Here is a 19,770-nt window from a genome sequence, read left to right as displayed (position 1 = left end):
ACAACATCTGTACTATTGTAAAAGCTCCCTGTCGTGAGGTTCTTTTTAATGAATACAAGCTTTATATCTGCTTTATTAGTGATGTTTACACTTTTTGCCATCCAACATGCCAACGCCAAATCTAGCAGAGACGACAGCCTAAAAGTCGCCTGCATGACCGCAGCAACACTTAGTGGTAGCGAAGCCGATGAACAGTGGTGCCAATGTCAAAACGATTATTATGCCGACTTGCTTAGCGACGAGGATTGGGAAACGTACACCAACGATTATTATGCCTTAGTCCGCAAACAAGCTAGTACGAAATCAACTCCAGCAAACAGCTATGCGCGCTATGTGCAATTGGGTAATAGCCATTGCCAGCGATGTAAAGAAGACGAGAGCTTAAGCTGCCTGGCTAACGACGGTAAAACACCAAACTCTGCGGCATATTCACAAATCTATTCGTCTTTACGCGATGGTGAGTTTTCTGCGCTTCCAAAAAGCCCCTTATTCAAACGCTTCTATGTAGATTTTTTATATGGCTACTCGGCCTTTTGTGGGAATGGCTTGCAGAACTACACCCTACGTACCATTACATCTACACAATGGAAGTATCAAAACCACATTTGGTGGGAGGGTGACACTAGTATTTCTCAAGTCAGAGTCGCAAATAAATACTACCCTAGTTTTATTCGCTATGAAGATGAGCTCGCCTCAGACATGATTGTTACGTATTTTAATGATTTAATGAAAGCCAAAAAAGAAGGTCGTATGCCTTGGGAGAGTGCGGCGAAAGTCATTAATGCGACGGTAGACTCAGTGGCGTTTATGCGCGACACCTTATCTGGGCAGTGCAATAGCGAAGAAGTTGCCGCCGTTTACGAAAACCTTTATCGATTCAATAACAACACCCCGCCCTTTATTAATCGGGTATTTGCACAACAGCGACAAGCGCGTGAAGCAGCGGAAAAGGAAAAGTATGCTCATATTATTGAGGCGACAAAAGCCTCGCGGAAAAATGCTATCAAGGTCTACGCTGAGCAACGTAAAATCGAAGCTGCAAAAGCGAAAGTCGAAATGTCGTGCCCAGCTTTGTATAAAGAAAGTGCTAGTAAAGCGACAACGCTAAAGTCATTTACCAGCACTGAAGGCGTGAACTATAAAAGTATAGAAGGCGCATGGAAAGGCGATTTAAATGGAAATACGATCGAAATTATTGCATGGCCAGGCTACGCCTCGGGTGACGTGCTGCCGGGCATGGCTTACTTTCCAGAATATGATTGTTTGATGTCGGCGTTATTTGCGTCAAAATCGCGGGTTGGAGAACGGCGAAATGTCGCGAATTTGGAACTTAGGATGTATAGCCCTAACTGGCGGCCTAAAAACTGCGAATCGATGGTAAAATATAGTCGCGAAGACGAAATACATTTCTTTAATGCTCGCGGCTTTTTACAGTTTGTGCCAAACGAGGGCACTTTTAGTTATTTCCCAAGCAACACCAAGCTAGGAGCAATAACTCCGCAGCAGTGTGATGGGCTAAAAGCTGAATTCACCAAAAGCAAGATTTCAGAGTCATTTTATCAGGTACTTAAAAAATACAAACATCCCGACAAAAGGGGCCCTAAACTCACCGATGCCTTTTTAGAAGCAGCGAGGTAAATGCTTACTGCTGTTTAGGCTTATCTCGTAAACCGAGCTGTTGACCAAAAAGCTTACCCTTTAGCATTCTAATTATAGCTAGTTTGTTTGTTTCAGGCTCAGTGGGTGCGTGTTGAAGTAGGTGCAAATAGTCGTCTGCGGTTAAGGCCTGCTCGCCTACGTGGGCCATCATCACCGAGTTTACGTTTAATGACTGTAATCGCTTGAGAGAGCGTTTATAAGCGTCGGGTAAGTACACCGGAAAAGGGGGTGACAACTTGCCTTTCACTTTGACGATAAGGTCACCTACATAAATACGTTTAGAAGGAAGATGCATAATAGATAAGTCACGGTCAGTGTGTCCTGGGGTTTCAAACACCTGCCAGTCGTCAAAGCCGGGAATTGTTTGCAGGTCTGTTAAACAAATATCAGGATGCAAATGGGGATGATACCAAATATTCTGCTTTGGCCGTTTCATTTTACTAGCAACCCAAAGCGCAAGAAACATGTCAGTTATATGAGCAAAACGGCCTGTTAGACCTTTATACCACTGGGTGGGCTTGTCACATGACACAATTTTACAGCCTGTTTTACGCCTTAAGTAGTGCGCGCATCCAGCGTGGTCTGGGTGCATATGGGTAACCACTACCACTTTCAGATCGCTCAAGGGCCGGCCTAATTGCTTGTCGAAATAGTCTGACAGCGTGTCAAAATCGGCTCGAGAACAGCCGTCTAGCAGCATGCATTTATCGGGGTATTCAACCAAAAATATATTTTGGATGAAACCTTTTACAACATGAATATTCATTACATCACTTACTCAACAACTGATTAGACCAGTTATACTGTACAACACTTCATTAGCGAATGACTCATTTATTTAATGATATATGTGTATTTTCTGTTCGTTTCCTACTTTTTAGTATTGTCATTGCTGGACTACGCCGCATTTTTTGCAAATCTGCTTTTTGCTGTAAATTCGGACAACGACACCCCAGCCCCAACATACCAAAATCTGACTAAGCCTAATTAGCCAGTAATTATTTGCGCGAGCTAATTTGCCATCACAAGCCTTGCAGACTTCAACTTTAAAATCCGAGTCTACATTATCTTCATATTCGCCAAAGCGTAACTTATCAAGAATCGCTTTTGCGGCCTCAGCATCATTTCTGTTTACTTGAACTTTTACGCCACCAAGAGCATAAGACATGGACCAGTTTGCCCATATATAGTGTTCGTCCGCCACGTACGATATTACTCCTTCAGCTTCTAGCCTACCCTTAGCAATATGTGCTAACAATGCATCATCAAAAGAACCAACCGTAACAATAGACATTCAAACTGTTCCCTGTGTGCGTGCACTTTAACTAAGAGGTACAGCAGCGCTTTAAATAATTGAATATATACTCAACTTCTTCGCTACTATATATATTATCAAAGTACTGTATGTATCCGTTTAACTCATTTAATGTTAATACTTTAATGTGTTTAAATTCTTCTTTCGGCTTAACTTTGGTCATTACAATGATATTCCTTATCGGTATTCTTGTATTACCCCAGTGATGGCGATTGAGGCCAATGTTTGACTTGCTATTCAACAAGACAAACAACGCATAGCTAGTTCTTGAAATCTGTTCAATAGGAGATCTTAAGTCAAGATTGTTTATTGATTTGTTGCTCCAGTTTTTGGTTTCAAGAACAAAAATACCCGATTTGCAAATTAGCAGATGATTCTATTTGAATACTAAATATTTTGTCGTTGTCTCGTTTATTGAAAATAGGCCGATCAAATTTAATTGAATAGTCATTAATCAAATAGTATTCATTGGATAGCTTTTCTAATTCTTTTACAGTCGAATTTTCTCCAACTGCTCCAGCTATCAGTGAGTAGAGGCCGTCAACCACTTCTTTAGTAAAGACTAGTTTTTTATGCATGCTAGTCCGTCTAACCGACAAGACATCTTCATAGTTATTTTCTAGGTATACTTTTCTTCGGTGTACTGAATTTATTTTTAGAAAATAAAATATTTTGTTAAATAAATTTGCAGTACTTTTTGCTACATACTGTTTTTCCGTTTCTTCTAGGTTTTTTATGTCTTTATCTAATGCTAATTTAGCGATACTAGGGATTTCTTCTTTTTCCAACTCATAGTTCTTTAAAAAGTTGTTAATTTCGCCTATAGAATTAAATCTGGTGATACCATTTTTATTTAATGTCTCTTTCAGCTTCTTAAGAGGTTCTATTGTCCCAATAACATGAGTCATAATTAACCGTAAAATTTATTTGTTTTTAAAGTCATACCATCAAAATTCTCAATTCGTAAATCACACTTAATTAAAGACCGGGAAGTCTTGGTTAAAATTGAGTACGATTCACTGAGCCAAGCATAACGCTTTCTATCTAGTAACCTGTTCGCATTACATGCCTACAAAAATAAATTGTTCAGCTACTATTTTATATTTGGGTATTAATAAGTTTGGTATTTCTGTACCCCATTTATTTTATTATTATCTAATTTGGAAATGTGAAGTTTAAACTGAGGAACTACCAATTCTGCACCTTGGTCTTTTTTCATAGAACTAAGATCAATATGTGGAGCTCTGTGCAAAGCATCTGCAGTTGGCCGTAATGAGGCTGTAAAAGGTATAATCATAAAAAGGACACCTACAAGAATTATAGCTATTAAACTATAAGATAACGCTTTACGGTACATACAGGCCTCCTTTCAATGCTGCCAATAATTTAAGCCGAAACAAAAATATTAATTAACGACAATAATGTGCCTAGAATGCCAATACCACCGAACAATATCTTGTTAAATGTTATATCTGGGCGCCCTTCACGAATTTGATGCTCTGGATAAGATACCGGCCATAGCTTTGTTCTTGCTGCTTCAAGTAATAAGCTTGGGGTAACACGTATTCTCTGCACTTGAGCATACGGAGGTTTAAAAAATAACGCGCCTAGATTCCAACCCTCTTCACCATGATGAAAGTACCAACAATACCCTCTCATATCTACTTTATACTTTTCAGCAAACAGATCTATCGTTTCAGAAAAATCATCACCCTCTATACCGAGTTCATCTACAAAATCCGGCTCTGGGTGCAAGTTTGAGCTTTTTACGGCTTCTTTATGGACGAGAAACTCGTATATTTCTTCAATATTCATTTGGTATATTACGTCCGATTAACGGGGACATATTTGTGGGCTAAAATTGAGCGAAGCGAATAGACAGCAAGTTTTTTATCACTATTTAATAGCTTGGTATGTTTTCTACTTTGCTATCATGTTCAAAAACATACCATTACTTACACACAGGTGCAATATGAAAACTACCATTGTAATTGACAATGTATTAATGGCTGACGCAATCAGTGCAACTGGTTTAAAAACTAAAAAAGAAGCATTTGGAGCTTAGTTTGAAAGGAGTAACCTTAGCATTTTGTTTCTTAACATTATTCGCCGTTATCGTTGCCGTTTTGGCACATATGGGAATCTTCATAGATATTCTCTTGGCTAGTCATGCTGGTATCAACGTGGCTATTTTCTCTTCGTCTTCAATAGCGATTGCAGTAACAAATGCATCCATCGTTTATGGCTTGAGCCGGCAAAAATTATGGGCTGTTTTTTTAGGAAGTATCGAGATGGTAGTACTCATTATTACTGCTATTGCCAATTTAATATCACAAGGACTATCAGACATCGTAAGCAGCCTATACTGGCTTATTATCGCTTTATTTTTTCTGTTGGCACTTAGAGGTGAATATAATGAAATCAAAAGCCAGCAGCGACCCGATGGATAAACAATAGAACCGTCGGATGCTTGCTCATGCGACTACGGTCAAACAAAGCTTGTTGTTTACTCAAAACAATTCTTGTCACAAAAATATCAAACATTAAATAATCTTAATAAAAAGAATTGCCCTGTGAAATGTTAGTAGAAGTATAAATTTTTGTAAGTTAAATCCTACATTACAGGACAACGTTATCAAAAAACTAGTACTTTTACTCATGTCTGCGGCCGTCTTAGCGGGTTGTTTAGACAGTGATAATGATCCAGAGCCGATGCAAGAAGAAATAATTCCTCCTGCGTTTAGCGCTTCAACCACGTATACAGTATCCTTAAATGGCATGCAACAAGTGCCAACAAACGACTCAGCCCAAGTAGCATCAGCAACGGTAGAGTTAGACGAGACCTTAATGGCATTTCAGGTTTCAGTTGATGTTTCGATGATAAGCGGTGTAAGCGCTGTACATGTTCATGATGGCGATATCGGTAGAAATGGAGACGTTGCATTTCCATTAACAGAAGGTGCAAGCGGCACATACGTTTTAGGCGAAACTGCACTTACAGCAGATTTAATTGACGACCTCAAAGATGGTGAATGGTACATCAACGTGCACACCAGTGACTTTCCTCACGGCGAAGTGCGCGGGCAAATAGTTAACGCTACTACAGCAATAGTCACTTTTGATTTATCTGGAAGCCAAGAAGTGCCAGCCGTTTCTACTAGTGCTAGCGGATACGCCTATGCCACCGTAGATACTGCAGATTATGATGTTGACTTAGTGGTGTACACCAATGGCGTAGACGATGCCACCATGGCGCATATCCATACAGGTCGCATAGGCAACAATGGCTCTGTTTTAGCTGCATTAGAAACTGACGATTCGGAAGTTGGCGTGTGGTTTAGTCCTGACGATTTAGCCATCGACGAGGCTACGTTTGGCATATTAGCCAGCGGTGGACATTATGTAAATGTGCACACGCCTGCAAATCCAAGCGGTGAATTGCGCGGTCAAATCTTAACTGACAACTTTGCACTTGTGACCTTTGGCTTAAGCGGTTCACAAGAAGTGCCAGCGGTAACAACATCGGCATCAGGCAGCGGTTATGCGCTAGTCGATACCAATGACTATGGCCTTGAGCTTGCGGTAGTTACCGAAGGCGTAGACGATACCACTATGGCGCATATTCACACCGGGCGTGTTGGTAACAATGGCCCAGTATTGGTCGCTCTTGAGCAATCAATGGATGATATGGGAATGTGGATGGCACCTGCCGACACCGCAATTGATGAAACGATCTTTGGCATACTGGCCGGAGGTGGTCACTATATAAATGTACACACACCTGCAAACCCTAGTGGTGAGCTGCGTGGTCAAATATTAACAGATAATTTTGCCTTAGCGACGTTTGCGCTTAGTGGCTCGCAAGAAGTCCCTGCAGTAACAACAGCGGCATCAGGCAGCGGTTATGCACTGGTCAATACCAATGATTATGCTGTAGAACTAACAGTGGTTACAAACGGCGTAGACGATGCCACCATGGCACATATTCACACTGGGCGTATTGGTAACAATGGGTCGGTATTAGTTGCCCTCGAGCAGTCAATGGACGATGCGGGTGTGTGGATGACACCACCAGATATCATGCTAGACGAGGCAACCTTCGCAGTATTAGCCAGTGGTGGACATTACGTGAATGTGCACACGCCTGCAAATCCAAGCGGTGAATTGCGTGGTCAAATCTTAACTGACAACTTTGTGATTGTGACCTTTGGCTTAAGTGGTTCACAAGAAGTTCCAGCGGTAACAACATCGGCATCAGGCAGCGGTTATGCGCTGGTTGATACTAATGACTATGGCCTTGAGCTTGCGGTAGTTACCGAAGGCGTTGACGATGCCACTATGGCGCATATTCACACCGGCCGTGTTGGTAACAATGGCCCAGTATTGGTCGCTCTTGAGCAATCAATGGATGATATGGGAATGTGGATGACACCTGCCGACACCGCAATTGACGCAACTATCTTTGGTGTATTGGCCGGCGGTGGTCATTACGTCAATATACACACACCTGCAAACCCTAGTGGCGAGCTGCGTGGTCAAATCTTGACTGACAACTTCGTGTTAATAACCTTCCCTTTAAGTGGCTTGCAAGAAGTGCCGGCTGTAACAACGTCAGCGAGTGGCGATGGTTATGCGCTTGTAAACACAAACGGATACGCGGTAGAACTCACTGCGATTACTGAAGGTGTAGACGACGCAACGATGGCGCACATCCATACCGGTGTAAGCGGCAAAAATGGCCCAGTATTAGTTGGTCTTGAGCAATCAATGGATGATCCAGGAATATGGATGACAGCAGCTGATGCCGAGTTAAACGAAACAATATTTGGCGTGCTAGCTAGTGGAGGTCATTACGTAAACATACACACACCGGCTAACCCTGGTGGCGAGTTAAGAGGGCAAATAGAGTAAAGCTATTTTCGGTATGTTAGCTGGATATAAGTAAAAACAAATTAACCCGATTTACTTATGCCACTCACACTTTAATTTTATGAATAGGCGCGGAACTCGCAAGAGTCGCGCCTTTCATTTACATACTACTCATCGACTACCGGCGTTAGCCTCACAACAAATCCACCACCCTTAGCAATATTCAATTGTAAGCTTTTGCCTGAACTGACAGTTAATTTTTCACTGGTATAACTTTCCCTGTTCTTTTCCCAAGTTGTATCTTCTCCGTCTTCATAAAGCGTGCCTTGATAAACACCTTCTTTCAAAAATGCCAACGGAAGCGCTAAACTTGCGCCAGACTCGTTTGCTAGGCCAGCAATCCACCACGTCTCTCCTTTTCTTCGCGCGACGATAAACACCTCACCAATGTCTCCCAGCAATACTTTGGATTCATCATAACTAAGCGGTAAACTTTTGATAAATTCAAATAGCGCAGGCTTTCTCTGATAAGCTTCTGGAATGTCTGGTAAACATAATACGGGTGAAAAATACGTTAGCGCCATAGCCGTTTGTGCTACTACTGTCGATCTCAAAGGCGCTTTAACATAGAGCCGCTCCTCAATTTTGTCTATGTCAAAAAAACCTGGTGTTACATCAATGGGGCCGGCAACATTATTTAAAAATGGCGTCACGGTATGATCTATTGGCGAGGCAATGTATGAGCCATCCTGAAGTGAATGATTATATTCTCTTGTTAGAAAATGCGGCCAAGTACGCTCTATCCCAGATGGAATAATACATTCATGACAATTAAGCATGAGCTTATACTTAGCAGTCTTTTCAAGCAGAATTTGCAAAAACTCAACTGCGGCTTGATCGCTTCTTCTTAAGAAACCAAGTTTTATGCCCACAATGCCCCAGTTTTTGTATTGTGAAAGTATTGCGTCCATGTCGTGTTCTTCGAATGCAGCGAGATTGATGTATAACCAAATACCGACATTCTTCTCCTTGGCCGCTTGCAAAATTTCGGGCATATCTATCTGAGAAATCGTAGTTAAGGGATTAGATTCTTTTTTATGTTCCTCACCATACCACCCTGCATCAATCATGAAGTAAGGTAGACCAAGCATTCCCGTCTTATCAATTAGCCGAACCATGCTTTCGGTATTTAGCTGATACGTAAACCCATTTTCATTGGCTCCTCTAGTTCGCCAATCCCACGTACTGATCCCTAGCTGTATCCAAGTGGTATCTTTTATTTTTGAGGCTTCGTTCAAGTTTTGAATCAAAAAACTGTTTTCGATAAAATAGGCGGGATGTTGGGCGGCCATTACTAAGCGCCATGGGGTGGAAAGGTGCTTTTCAAACTGTACTTCTTTACCAATAATGTCAGCGCTCAGTGTAGTGTTATTAATTGCAGATAGGCTCAGCGCCCCATAACGGTATAGAGACGCTTCAGTAATAAATACATATTGATCGCTAGGTGATTGACTTAATAAAGGAAGCCTCGCTCCTTTAATCTTATCGGTAGAAACCTTACTTTTATATTTTTTCCCCCACGGGTGATTCAGTATCCAGCTTGTGGATTGCTTGGGCAAGTTAAACTCGGTCAGCTCTTTTACTACTTTGCTCACTTTCGAAAGGCCTAAATCTACCTCGTATTTAAATGCTAACCCTTGGTCGTACATTCTAAGATGTACCTTTATGGTCGCATTACTCTTGTTGTCGAGCAGGTGCAACACCAAAGTATTGTATACGTCGGGATAGATTTCTTGCGTGCCCCAAAGGGGCTTCCAACTAGTCGAACTTGATTTTGTTATTGCATCAACTACTGCTGAGTTTTGTAGGTCTAATTGGTCAATCTCAAGGCCCATTAACGACTTTAGAATGACTTGAGTCCCATTTTTAGAATAACTATACGAAAGCTTCCCAGCTTCAAACTCAACTTTTGCAAGCCCTAATTTATCAGGCGATGTCAATTCAAACTGTTTCGCATTTGCGAAAAGTGCATTCATACATAGAAGTAGTAGCAGTAGTATTCTTGGGATAAATCTACACATTGCGTTTCTGCGTAATCTACAATGTGTTTTCTGCGACATAGCCACACTTTTTTTGAATATTTTCATTTGATGCTTTTCAACTTTCTGATTCAGCGCGTTTTGTCAGCGCATGCGAATAAAAAGTTGATAATCAATGAGTTCTTAATTGAAGTCAAATTGAACAAAGAAATAAGTCTGTCGTTCATACGCCTCACCTACTTACAATCTAGTTGAGGCGAAAATTATGGCTGTCTACATTGAAATTTTACAGTTTTTTCCCATCCAATCTGCGTCTATACCACGAAATAGGAAGTAACAGACTTACACTTAGAATTCCTAAGCTGCCGCCGCCACTGGGTTCTGAGCTAGCCGGCGCTTGTGCACTTGTTGTGCTACTTGCAGTGCTAGTTGTAGTGGAACTATCGTTCGTACTGCTGCTTTGCGGTGATGCGTCAATATCCACAACGAAGGTTTGTTGCGTAGTATCAATTCCATCTGAAACTTCAAATGTGTATTGGTAGCTTGTATTTGCTTGGGTATTGTCGCCGATAGCGATTTGCAAAGCTGTGTTTGTTGCTCCAAACGAAGGCGCGTCGTCTGTTTTTGCCCATGATACTTCAAGGTCTGCATCGTCGGGATCATCTACAGCCGGAAAAGGAATATTCACGGTATCGCCGGGCTTAGCGCTAAACTTAGTTTGTTCAGCGTAAATACGCGGAATATTGTTGTAGTGAATATCAAGCCAATGGCTCGCAGATTGTGCACTGTCGCCTTCGTCTAGGCTTATTGTAAGACGAACTTGTTCAGGTTTATTTAGCAAGTCAGGGTCAAACATAAAGCTCAATACACCCTGCTCTTCATTAACACGACTAAGCGCTGCCGCGATTGGCGTTTGCGTGTCGGTGGCGTCATTTGTCGATAACGAAAGAAGTATATCGTAGTCACCTTGAGGTAAGTTGTTTAAAGTAAAACTAAGCGGTGTCTCGCGCTGCGAACTCACTTTCACGGTACTTGTGCTGTCGTTTTCGAACATTAATTTGTCGCTCGCAATCACCATCGATGTCGAAAACAAATTCACACTTTTCAAACCAAAACTAACCGAGGCATAAGCGTCACCTTCATCATCAATAGCATCGGGGTTTTCTAAAGTCACTGCATATTGAAACTTACCGTCTTTATTTGCTAATTGTTTCCACGTAGTAATGACATTACCTATTTCATATGAGCTTGAGGCCTCAACTATAGCATTGACATCACTAGGCATAATTTCTTGCGTACTACTAAATACAACAGATAAGGGAATTACTCTGTCGTTATCAATAACGTGTGCAAAAGACTCGGCTTGAATAAATGGGAACACATCTAATGCATTACGTAAATCAAGCCCCACTTCTTGTCCTTTTGTTTGTTGATAGACGCCATTTTGATTGCTCGAATAGTCTAAATAAAAACCCACAATAGGTAACTTGTAGTTGCTTGTTTCACGATTGCTTAAATAGCCCACATAATCACGATAGTCACTGCTAAGGCTAAGGCGTAATTCAACCTTATTTTCAGCAACGCTGACTAGCTCATAGTCAACAAAATCAAGCATAGGATTAGTAGGATTATATTCACGCTTGCTCACAGCAGTGGTAAAACGTGAGTTATATTGGGAGTCAAGAATGGTCATCAATTTTAGATCATCAATACTAAAATTGTTAATTCCACTTGCGTCAAAGGTGAAAGTTACAGTGTCGCCAGCTTGGGGGGCTTTTACGTTTTCGCCATCGATCATTAAAAGCGCACTTTGCGCATTATCGGCAACGCTTAACAAGCTCTTTCCTGCGTGCAATTGGGCGTGTAGATTGGGAATAATATCGTCGTATTTATTAATATGGCCAGTAAATATACTTACCGTATCGTAAAGGCTTTTTTCTAAGCCTAACTCCTGCATTTGCTGATGACTAAAAGTATAACTTGTTTGATTGGTCATCAGTGGAATTTCAAATTTCTCATGATTGAAAACAGCATTGTTATCGAGCACATAGTTGTATCTTGAATGCGAACTTGCCGACAACACCAGTACTTGGCTTTCGGGCTGAATGTCTTTTGCTTCCCAAGTGATGGTAAAACCACCCAAGGGTTCAGGACTAATGGTCATGGGATTAATTGTATTGCTGAATCGCAAGGCCCAGGCGTCGTTTAAAAACCTGACGGCATCAGCGGCTTCTGGATCGGGTTTGGCAATACCAAAGGCACTATTGCCGTAGGTCATATCGGGCGAACTGAAGAAGTTGGCGCGTTTGCAGGCAATTTGCGGGTAGGCATCTTGACAGGCCAAACCATAACTCATGATTGAATAGGCTGACTCGTCAAGCGAAGTAAAACCAAAATTATGCGTATAAGGCACTGACTCGCCCGCAACATAAGTACCGGCCTTATTATTGCGTTCGTGATTTAAACCAATTGTGTGGCCAAACTCATGTACCGGCGTGCGTCCTGTTTCACAACCTCTCTTAACGGTAATGGCAATAGGATACGTATGATCGGTCGAATAACTTAGTGTTTCTGACTTTGTCCCATTTACGCCAACGGTTGCAAAGCCACAGGTATTATCACGAAATAAGTTACGCGCCCCTAAATTATAAATAATATCAGCATGATTTTGGGTTAAGGCCAGCGCGGTCATCTGAAAAGTTGCATCACTTTCACCCCAAGACGGAAAAGCAATACGCTTATAAGTATCCTCTTCAATCACACTACCTACGTAGTCTTTAGGCAAACGCTGGACAACAATTTCACTGGCTTCAATTTGCAAAGCTTCAATACCACTTGTCACCAAGGCGAGGTTGGCAAAGTCAATACCGCTTTGAATACGCTGATGAAGGCTAGTGAAATTAAACTCACCATAATTCTCAAGCTCTTCGATAATCGCATTTTCAGACACCACTACACGCACCTTTTTGAGTGCGTTGGTGTCGAAGTGCTGATAAAAGGCTGGGGTGTCTTGTATACTCTGAGTACTTTTTGAGCCTAGGTTTTGGCTCATTTGATAGCTTTCATAGAAGGCACTGGTTGAATTTTGCGAATTGCTAAAGGTTGCAATAGCATTGGGGTGCTCGTCAATACCATCTGTTTCTTGCGCTTCGGTTTTACTAAATTCATCAACTAGCACCGTCACGGTGGTGGCGGTAAGTTTATAGCTTCGCCCTTTGTAATTAAGCAGAGCGCTAAAATCGGGGCCTGCATCTTTTACCAATAAGCTTGAAATGCCATCGCTACCAATGTAGTAAATGTTAGGCAAGCTATCTGACACTTGACCGACTCGACTAAAGCTTATTTTGCCGATTTCATATTGAGATGACTTTGCTATGATTTGTTCAACTAATGGTTCTACAAAGGGAGTATTGGCAAATGAGCTTGTTACGAACACATCACCATCTTGAGCGGTAGCCGAATAGCTCGCACCTAACAGCGATAAGGAAATAAAAGACAAAGACAATACTTTCAACATGTAAAACGCAACCTTCCAAATTGTATTTTTTGCTTTGCTTACATCCTTTATTTACAAGGATTACTACCGCATAATATCCGTCAATCACATCCGCCAAGAGTATGGATGTTGTAAAACGCGCCTGTGCAAAACATCGTTAGTTGTTTCATAATTGACTATATTAGTGCTGTATAGGGTATTGATTTGATACTAATGGTATAAAAGTTGTCTGTCTTAGATACTGTTGAGCTTACCTTAGCCATTAACGACGACGAATCGAAATCTATAATCACCTGTTTTAACGAAGGATTTTAACTAATACGGACACCCTGATGGCAGAAAAGAAAATGCAGCTACATGCCCTTCTTCAGAAAATAAAAGCAGGGAAAGACGTTAATTTTGATCAAGTTGTAAAATATATGCCTGGCAACAGTGATTGGAGCAGCGTTTTTGCGGTCGAGGTGTCAGGTAAAAATAAACACAGAGTTGAAGTTAAGAATGAAAGTTTGTTCAACAGCCTGTTAATACAAAGTTCCCCAATAGCTAATCGCGCAATGGCAGCAAAATCCTCGTTAGTCTCGAGCCATGCGCTTAAGTGTGAATCGGCTTATATGCTTTGTTTCGCAAATGTATGTAGCACTAATCCACTGCGTTCATTGCAAGTGGCCGCAGTGAGCCAGCACACGCTGTTACCGTTAAATTTCACCCCCGCCAAACAAGCAATTTTAATAGAAAACCAAGATTGTTTTTTCCAGTGGCCAAAGCTATTAACTCATTACCAAGGGCTAATTAATATAAGTGAGTCTGACATCTATTTTTCAGGTGGAACGCGCGTTTTAAACGAAATGCTTCGCCCAATATTGAGTCAATATGAGCATGTAAAGTGCTTATTTGACTTTGACTTGGCTGGGCTACAGATGGCGCTATCGTTAAAGCGAATGGGCTATGAAAACGTAGAATATGTTACACCTACAAACCTTGTAAACTACGCCGACTTGTTTACTTTTAAACCACAATCAAGTGCGTCTTTGCTAAGTATGCTAACGCTATGTGAACAAAATAATATGTACGATTTAGGCGAGGTCATTAAACACCAAAAGCATTTTATGGAGCAAGAAGCCTTGTTAACCGTAGATGCCTAATTGAGCGCCTACTTTCTTGCACTAATAAGCGCGAACACACTCGTTAATAAAGTATTCAAAATATCAAGACGACGATAGTAAAATCCCGCTTCAAAAAGTACTATATTAACTTATCAATCTTAAAGGGAAACTCATGAGCCAGCTCTTCATTGGTGTAAAACGCATTATCGCAGTAGATTCGAGCGAATTCGCTTATGCCGAGCTAGAAGTAGATGCCCATTGTATGTTGGTTGCACAAGGCAATGTGGGTAAGTCGAGCTTGATAAACGCGATTAGACTATTCTTTTTGCCCGAATGCTCTATGGCCAAGCAAGCAGTAAATTTTGGTTTTTCAGACAGCCATGGAGAAAACTACGGTTCTGAAACAACGTTTAACCACTACTTTCCCAGTAAATTTAGTTTTCTTATTTTAGAATATGAAAAACGCCTTTTTGATGGACCGCATTGCTGCCAAATACTAAGTGCTTCTAATAGCGGCCGCTTAAAGTTTGAACGTATGTTTACACAGCTCCCGTATGAGCGATTACGGCATTTGTTTTGGCAACAAGGTGATGATCCCGATGGTATTGGCGAACGCGTCGATAATCTAAGCAAGCAAGGCGTCTATGATTTTATTCAAAACAATGACAATACCTGCGTGCTTGCGAAAGACCCAGCCAAAGTCGCAAGCCTATTGTATGAAAGCGAGTTACAGTCGACTCGCTATAGCCTTTTCCCGCTTAAAAACCAAGAAACACAAACGGTCAACTCCCTAAGGGCTTTAATCAAGCTGTTGTTTGTCGCATCGAGCAAGAACAAAAAGCCATTTACCGACGCCATTGCCAATATCATTGAAGGCAGTAAAAAAAGCCAGCAAGACCACCTACACTTTAGTATTTCTGAATTTAAAGAGCAGCACGAAAGTCTCAAAGCCCAAGAACTGCAGCTCACTGGCATTGTAAATCAGCGCTCATTGTTTGAAAAACTATCTAAAAACAAAGCCAATTTTGAAGAATATTTGGGCGCTTTAGAACAGGTAAAGCCCTCTTTAACATGGCTTAAAGAGAGTAGTGCAGCTTTAGGCACTGAGCTACAGGATTTAGCAAGCAAAAACCTATTAGCTAAAGAAAAGCGAGACAAACAACAACGTATCTTGAGTGAAACTAAAGAAAAGGCCGCATTAGAAAAACGCGCATTAAAAGAGAAAGAAAAAGAGCAACGCCAACACCAAGAGACCATTGATAGCTTTAGACGATTAAAAACAGAATACCCAGGACAATCTGTAGACGATATAAAGAGCTTTTTGGCGCTAGAGCTAGAAGACAAAGAAACCCAATTGAACGTGCAAAATGGCAATATAAGCCGCGCTGAAGCCTTGGCCAAAATAGACAATCAACTAAGTGAATTAAAAAGCAAGCAAAATACGCTTGAAAGCATCATCAACAATAAGCAATTTGACCTTGAAAACCAACTCCCCAAAACGCAGTTGGATTGGTTGCATAGCGTTAACCCAGCTTTGGCAAATGCCAATACAGCAAAAGCCTTGTCAAAGGAAGCTCTTAACGCCATAAACGCGTTCGCTGAGCTTTTTGATACTCATGCTAGCCATTATCAATTTTTCAGCGCTACGCTTCCTTTTAAGGCTTATAGCAAAATTAACCATAAAGCCGTGCTAGAAAAAAACCAACAAGAAATTCAAGCACTCCAAAAACAAAGACGCAAAGTAGAAGAAGACCAAAGCAGTGTGCTGCACGCCGAGCAATCTCTTAAACTACTGCAGCGCGATATCGATTTAGCCAAAAGTGATTTAAAGGTTATCGAAGACATTGCCTATGCAAGTAAACGAAATGAGGTTTTGCTAGCTGAGATAGATATTTCGCAAACCACTATTGCCGCGTTTGAACATAGCCATAACGCGGCGCAGCGTGGGCTAGATGATGCCCAAGCAAGACAGTTTAAAGCCAAAAATGATTATGAAGATTGCCAAAAACGGATTAGCGAAAACAAATATTATTTACAGCAACTCAGCAGCTTTGCGAGCTTGCATAGTAAATGGCTGAACATGCTCGATGATGACATTGAGTTCGCCGGCTATTTAAATGACAAACACATAGAAATGTTTGGCCAATGCGCTCGCAATTTAGAACAATTACAATTTGACCTAATTAGCGGCCTGCGCGACTTTATTGACCGCCGGATTATTGAAGATAAACACGGCATGAAGGGCGATACACCTTTTTGGCCAGAAATCGTGGCGTGCTTTGAAGACGTTGGCGAGGTGTACGCAAACCTCGATACCCAGCGCGACCTACTCGGCAAACAAATCGAGGAACACAACCAAACAATTGGCAATAAAAAAGAAATTATTGTGCAAAATTATCGCGTGATTAAGTCTTTCGAAAAAGAAATAAACAAAGCATTTACAGGGCTAACTATCAACAATGTTGCCTCAGTAGAATTTGAAGTTGGGATCAACAAACAGTTTGAAACCTTGGTTAAGGAATTTGCTGAAACCAATCTTTATAGCCGCGAAATGCAGTCAGAAGACTTCTATATTCGACTGGTTGCCTTTGCCGAACGCTTCTTTGATCAAGACGATAATTTCACCCTAACCATGAGTCAGGTTATTGAGTCATTTGAGCCACGCGTGCAACTTGCGAATAAGTCAGGCAAAGAAGATAAAAAACAAAGTAATTCGACCAATGCCTTAATCAAAATCAAACTTGTTCAGCTGCTACTTAAACGTATGCTTTATCACAACTGCGATACTTCGTTCCCAATTGTGCATGACGAAATTGCCAATATCGACATAGGTCAATTTGATTGGTGGTTAACAGATTTAGCCAATAATGGCTTTAATTTAATGGCCGCTGGCACCCATTCAACCAGTCCTGAATTACAGGCAAAAATTGGTCGACGTCATGTTATGGACGCGCTAATTACGGCCTTGCCCTATCATAATGAGCGTAATCGTGTGTATTGGGGTGGCGCTGAAGAATTTTCATTCAAATCATATAAAAATGATGAAGAAAGTCAGGAAGAACGAGCGTCATGAAGAAAGTAAGTGCTTACAGGGGCAGTGGTGATCATAAGGCTTTAGGGACGGTAGAAACCCTAAACGTATTGCTTGAGCACAGAAAAATACTCTCAGAATGCATTAAAGACATGGATGCAGCAGGAATTAACTACATCCCGGAATATGCGATATTTACGCGGGTAAAAAACTACACGGAAAACATTAAATCAGATACCCGCAAGCGGATTAAAATTGCTTTCTCAAGTGCCAACCTTGTGCAGGCGCACATCGTAATGGATATAGACACAAGCCAAGGTGAAAACCGCTTATATTTCCAAGAATCGGTATTGGCTATTGTTAGGCTTTGCGATGTGTCTCTGTTTAAAAAGCTTACCGATGTACAGCTTAAAACCCATCTACAAATCCTCAATACGGCGCATCAAGATATGCGCAGTGGTCACTACAACTTTGCTGACGACGATGATGACTTTTCAGAGTTTGTAGACAACCTATTTATGCATTTGGGCAAGTTATTGAGCGATGTACGACAAAACGTAGTGAAAATGCAGTCGCTAAGTAAAGATCTAGAAGCACTTACCTCATCGAGCGTAAAAAGCAGCCTTAGTAGCGCGCAGTACATCGAAGCGAAAAAGCAGTGGCTACAGCAAATAGTTAAATTGTATGAACGCCACATTATGCCGGTCTTGTTATTTCTAAACCCCGACACGACCTATCAAGACTTTGATGGCTTGCATGCAATTGTTTCAAAAATCCAAGAAACTCTGCGTGCTCATAACAAAGAAAACATCGCCAACAACATCCAAAGTTATGCCTTGAGCTTTTTAAACTTTTACCAACCTATTGAGGCCACCGCTAACGCGGTCAATCGCTTTATACATAAAGAGCGCGATAGTATTAAGCGCTTCAATGCCATTGAGCATTTTTATCAGCAAAGCTTATTGCCCGAGCTCAATGCAACCTTGAGTGACAACTTAAACAAACGCAGAATGGGCAGTGCCGCCATTATCCAGCCTGGATTTTCGCCTAATATTAAAGCCTTTCAGCGTCCAATTGGTTACGGATTTAACGACTCACCAGCTTATTACAAGAACCTCTTCAATGAACTTGAGGCGCGCAGCCAAGACGTTCTAAACCTTCATCACTTGCTTGGAGCCTCGGGTACAGCGAGCGCGAATCAAGAGGCAATGCAGCGTATGCAAAGGCATCAGCGCCTCGTAGCGATACTCAAAGGAGTATCATTAAGGGAAACCGATGACCTTATTAATATGCTTCATATGCGTTTACACGACCAGTTTGAGGGCTATCATTTGTACGACTTAATATCTAGCATCGGTTTTATGAAAAACAGAGACAGTAAGTACTCACTTAAAACAACCAATCTATTTGCAAGGGTAATGCAAAACAGCCCCACCGTTGGGGAATATTCAAATAATACACATGCTGATGAAAAGTACACTGAAAGCTATTCATACCGCAAAGTACGTTGCCTCGCCAGCCCAGCCTTAGTCAAGGAGCAAACATCGAATGAGTGATATTCAAAGCCAACATGAAAAAGACGATGCGTTCGCACCTAGCACTGAAACAGACGCACCTATTCTAGCAATGCAAAACATCAACCAAGATATTAGCGCGCGCATCTACCAGCGCTTTACGCAAGGCAAAGTGATCACAAAACTCAGCTACAACAAGTTAAAGTCGAGCTACGTTGAAGACAAAGATTACACCTACCTATTTAGGTTTGTAGACGAATTTACGCTATTGTATAAATTGATTGGCAAAGCGCTAGAATACAACGCCAAAGGCGAGTTCTTTTACATTAACAATTTTGCTGACAGCGAGATTGACGAAGCCGATGAGCACGCTTTAAAAACCCAAGCAATTTTGTTGATCCTAGGCAGACATTTTGAAATGTCAGGAAGAAACATTGACAACTTAAGTGTTGATTCACTTGGTTTTAACAACAAAGATATAGATGCACTGGGCGAAAACGACGAATACAAAAGTATCTGCAAAGCCCTTAAGTTTGCTAATTGGCAAAAAGCCATAGAGTACCTCGTAAATCGCGGCTTTGCTTTTGATACTAGCAATAATCATTATTTTTTATCGTCAGCAGGGAAAGCCTTTTTGAACGCCGTAATTGACGCACATGAGCATATTTAAGCTTCTTTTAGAGCATTGGCATTAACATAGAAGACCTTCATGGCAATTTTGTTAAGGCCTAATTTAGTTTTTGG

General features: G+C 41.3%; 16 protein-coding genes. 8 read left to right on the top strand and 8 right to left on the bottom strand.

What is annotated here, in order from left to right:
* The first annotated feature begins 48 nt into the window (after positions 1 to 48).
* Complete coding sequence (locus AC0L6H_RS05720) at positions 49 to 1,638, top strand: hypothetical protein (RefSeq protein WP_473393122.1); 1,590 nt, start codon at positions 49 to 51, stop codon at positions 1,636 to 1,638.
* A gap of 4 nt (positions 1,639 to 1,642) precedes the next feature.
* On the opposite strand, the gene AC0L6H_RS05715 is transcribed toward AC0L6H_RS05720, so the two are convergent.
* From AC0L6H_RS05715 to AC0L6H_RS05690, 6 genes are all read right to left on the bottom strand, one after another.
* Complete coding sequence (locus AC0L6H_RS05715; RefSeq protein ID WP_473393120.1) at positions 1,643 to 2,425, bottom strand: MBL fold metallo-hydrolase; 783 nt, start codon at positions 2,423 to 2,425, stop codon at positions 1,643 to 1,645.
* Between the two features lie 120 nt (positions 2,426 to 2,545).
* Positions 2,546 to 2,953 carry a putative signal transducing protein gene (locus AC0L6H_RS05710; protein WP_473393119.1) on the bottom strand — a complete coding sequence of 136 codons (408 nt, stop codon included), beginning with the start codon at positions 2,951 to 2,953 and terminating at the stop codon, positions 2,546 to 2,548.
* 31 nt (positions 2,954 to 2,984) lie between these two features.
* On the bottom strand, positions 2,985 to 3,323 hold the full coding sequence (locus AC0L6H_RS05705) for a hypothetical protein (protein ID WP_473394470.1): 339 nt from the start codon (positions 3,321 to 3,323) through the stop codon (positions 2,985 to 2,987).
* Positions 3,310 to 3,882 (bottom strand): hypothetical protein, encoded by a 573-nt coding sequence (locus tag AC0L6H_RS05700; protein ID WP_473393118.1) that lies wholly within the window; start codon positions 3,880 to 3,882, stop codon positions 3,310 to 3,312. Before AC0L6H_RS05700 ends, AC0L6H_RS05705 begins: the two co-directional genes overlap by 14 nt.
* Positions 3,883 to 4,085: 203 nt before the next feature.
* On the bottom strand, positions 4,086 to 4,331 hold the full coding sequence (locus AC0L6H_RS05695; protein ID WP_473393116.1) for a hypothetical protein: 246 nt from the start codon (positions 4,329 to 4,331) through the stop codon (positions 4,086 to 4,088).
* A gap of 29 nt (positions 4,332 to 4,360) precedes the next feature.
* Positions 4,361 to 4,789 carry a DUF1493 family protein gene (locus tag AC0L6H_RS05690; protein ID WP_473393115.1) on the bottom strand — a complete coding sequence of 143 codons (429 nt, stop codon included), beginning with the start codon at positions 4,787 to 4,789 and terminating at the stop codon, positions 4,361 to 4,363.
* 157 nt (positions 4,790 to 4,946) lie between these two features.
* On the opposite strand from AC0L6H_RS05690, the gene AC0L6H_RS05685 reads away from it, so the two are divergent.
* From AC0L6H_RS05685 to AC0L6H_RS05675, 3 genes are all read left to right on the top strand, one after another.
* Positions 4,947 to 5,039, top strand: coding sequence for a type II toxin-antitoxin system VapB family antitoxin (locus AC0L6H_RS05685; RefSeq protein ID WP_473393114.1), 93 nt, complete (start codon positions 4,947 to 4,949; stop codon positions 5,037 to 5,039).
* 1 nt (position 5,040) lies between these two features.
* Positions 5,041 to 5,424 carry a hypothetical protein gene (locus AC0L6H_RS05680; protein ID WP_473393113.1) on the top strand — a complete coding sequence of 128 codons (384 nt, stop codon included), beginning with the start codon at positions 5,041 to 5,043 and terminating at the stop codon, positions 5,422 to 5,424.
* Between the two features lie 208 nt (positions 5,425 to 5,632).
* Positions 5,633 to 7,885, top strand: a complete 2,253-nt coding sequence (locus tag AC0L6H_RS05675; RefSeq protein ID WP_473393111.1) for a CHRD domain-containing protein — start codon at positions 5,633 to 5,635, stop codon at positions 7,883 to 7,885.
* Between the two features lie 125 nt (positions 7,886 to 8,010).
* Here the strand turns inward: AC0L6H_RS05675 and AC0L6H_RS05670 are convergent, their stop codons facing one another.
* Both AC0L6H_RS05670 and AC0L6H_RS05665 read right to left on the bottom strand, forming a co-directional pair.
* The gene (locus AC0L6H_RS05670) at positions 8,011 to 9,963 is read right to left on the bottom strand and encodes a glycoside hydrolase family 97 protein (RefSeq protein ID WP_473393110.1); all 1,953 of its coding nucleotides are present in this window, start codon (positions 9,961 to 9,963) and stop codon (positions 8,011 to 8,013) included.
* Positions 9,964 to 10,168: 205 nt separating this feature from the next.
* Positions 10,169 to 13,399, bottom strand: a complete 3,231-nt coding sequence (locus AC0L6H_RS05665) for a zinc-dependent metalloprotease family protein (RefSeq protein ID WP_473393109.1) — start codon at positions 13,397 to 13,399, stop codon at positions 10,169 to 10,171.
* Between the two features lie 311 nt (positions 13,400 to 13,710).
* Between AC0L6H_RS05665 and AC0L6H_RS05660 the strand changes: the two genes are divergently transcribed.
* The 4 genes from AC0L6H_RS05660 (at position 13,711) to AC0L6H_RS05645 (ending at position 19,696) form a co-directional block, all read left to right on the top strand.
* Positions 13,711 to 14,520: a DUF7281 domain-containing protein gene (locus AC0L6H_RS05660; RefSeq protein WP_473393107.1), complete on the top strand. Its 810-nt coding sequence runs from the start codon at positions 13,711 to 13,713 to the stop codon at positions 14,518 to 14,520.
* 133 nt (positions 14,521 to 14,653) lie between these two features.
* Positions 14,654 to 17,554 carry a hypothetical protein gene (locus AC0L6H_RS05655; RefSeq protein WP_473393106.1) on the top strand — a complete coding sequence of 967 codons (2,901 nt, stop codon included), beginning with the start codon at positions 14,654 to 14,656 and terminating at the stop codon, positions 17,552 to 17,554.
* On the top strand, positions 17,551 to 19,068 hold the full coding sequence (locus tag AC0L6H_RS05650; RefSeq protein WP_473393105.1) for a hypothetical protein: 1,518 nt from the start codon (positions 17,551 to 17,553) through the stop codon (positions 19,066 to 19,068). The genes AC0L6H_RS05655 and AC0L6H_RS05650 overlap by 4 nt, the downstream gene beginning before the upstream one ends.
* Positions 19,061 to 19,696, top strand: coding sequence for a condensin complex protein MksE (locus tag AC0L6H_RS05645; protein ID WP_473393104.1), 636 nt, complete (start codon positions 19,061 to 19,063; stop codon positions 19,694 to 19,696). The genes AC0L6H_RS05650 and AC0L6H_RS05645 overlap by 8 nt, the downstream gene beginning before the upstream one ends.
* Positions 19,697 to 19,770 lie beyond the last annotated feature (74 nt).

It is taken from the genome of Glaciecola sp. G7-5, from assembly GCF_055808975.1.
This window is presented reverse-complemented; position numbering and strand designations above follow the sequence as displayed.

Coding starts and splice junctions, on each gene's coding strand:
- AC0L6H_RS05660 (WP_473393107.1), top strand. CDS start 13,711: ATGGCAGAAAAGAAAATGCAGCTACATGCCCTTCTTCAGAAAATAAAA.
- AC0L6H_RS05710 (WP_473393119.1), bottom strand. CDS start 2,953: ATGTCTATTGTTACGGTTGGTTCTTTTGATGATGCATTGTTAGCACAT.
- AC0L6H_RS05720 (WP_473393122.1), top strand. CDS start 49: ATGAATACAAGCTTTATATCTGCTTTATTAGTGATGTTTACACTTTTT.
- AC0L6H_RS05690 (WP_473393115.1), bottom strand. CDS start 4,789: ATGAATATTGAAGAAATATACGAGTTTCTCGTCCATAAAGAAGCCGTA.
- AC0L6H_RS05665 (WP_473393109.1), bottom strand. CDS start 13,399: ATGTTGAAAGTATTGTCTTTGTCTTTTATTTCCTTATCGCTGTTAGGT.
- AC0L6H_RS05715 (WP_473393120.1), bottom strand. CDS start 2,425: ATGAATATTCATGTTGTAAAAGGTTTCATCCAAAATATATTTTTGGTT.
- AC0L6H_RS05670 (WP_473393110.1), bottom strand. CDS start 9,963: ATGTCGCAGAAAACACATTGTAGATTACGCAGAAACGCAATGTGTAGA.
- AC0L6H_RS05685 (WP_473393114.1), top strand. CDS start 4,947: ATGAAAACTACCATTGTAATTGACAATGTATTAATGGCTGACGCAATC.
- AC0L6H_RS05675 (WP_473393111.1), top strand. CDS start 5,633: ATGTCTGCGGCCGTCTTAGCGGGTTGTTTAGACAGTGATAATGATCCA.
- AC0L6H_RS05695 (WP_473393116.1), bottom strand. CDS start 4,331: ATGTACCGTAAAGCGTTATCTTATAGTTTAATAGCTATAATTCTTGTA.
- AC0L6H_RS05655 (WP_473393106.1), top strand. CDS start 14,654: ATGAGCCAGCTCTTCATTGGTGTAAAACGCATTATCGCAGTAGATTCG.
- AC0L6H_RS05650 (WP_473393105.1), top strand. CDS start 17,551: ATGAAGAAAGTAAGTGCTTACAGGGGCAGTGGTGATCATAAGGCTTTA.
- AC0L6H_RS05645 (WP_473393104.1), top strand. CDS start 19,061: ATGAGTGATATTCAAAGCCAACATGAAAAAGACGATGCGTTCGCACCT.
- AC0L6H_RS05700 (WP_473393118.1), bottom strand. CDS start 3,882: ATGACTCATGTTATTGGGACAATAGAACCTCTTAAGAAGCTGAAAGAG.